The following is a 514-nucleotide window of genomic DNA, read 5'->3' on the forward strand; positions in this document are numbered from 1 at the left end:
GAACCAGCCCCACGCCGGGCCCGCGTTGCGGCCCTTGTGCAAGTCGTTGAGGTAGGACACTGCACCACGGGAGGTCGATTCGTACTCCACTGCGCCGGTCTCACGATCGATGCTCAGCCAAGCGTCGCCACCGGGGCGCGGCAGCGACAGGTAGATCTCCTCGGCCGACCACTCGGCCGGGCGCCCGCCGATGGCGATGCCCAGCTGCGTGTCCAGCCATTGCCGGGCCGGGCGCGGGATCGGCGCGTTGCCATCCTCGCGCGTGCCCAGCTGGCCCAGCAGCGCGGCCGGCAGTTCCAGATGCTGGTTCTGCACCTCGGGCTTGGCCTCGATCTTCGCCGCATGGTTGAGGGTCAGGCCTGTCACCGCAAACAGCAGCATGCCGATCAGGCAGACCGCCGAGCTGATCCAGTGCCACTGGTGCAGCGTCCGCAGCCAGAAGCCACGGTTCTGTTGCTGCTGCACGGTGGAAGAAGCAGGACGGCTCACGGCACGGTTCGAGGCGGAAAGGGAC

At 68.3% G+C, this 514-nt stretch carries 1 protein-coding gene; it reads right to left on the reverse strand.

The features are described 5' to 3' along the window. Positions 1-465 (reverse strand): PepSY-associated TM helix domain-containing protein (locus DAI20_RS20390; RefSeq protein ID WP_205781551.1); only part of this gene is annotated, 465 nt, incomplete at its 3' end. Positions 466-514: the final 49 nt, after the last annotated feature.

This window comes from Planctomonas deserti (assembly GCF_003067705.1).
GTDB classification, from domain to species: Bacteria; Actinomycetota; Actinomycetes; order Actinomycetales; family Microbacteriaceae; genus Planctomonas; species Planctomonas deserti.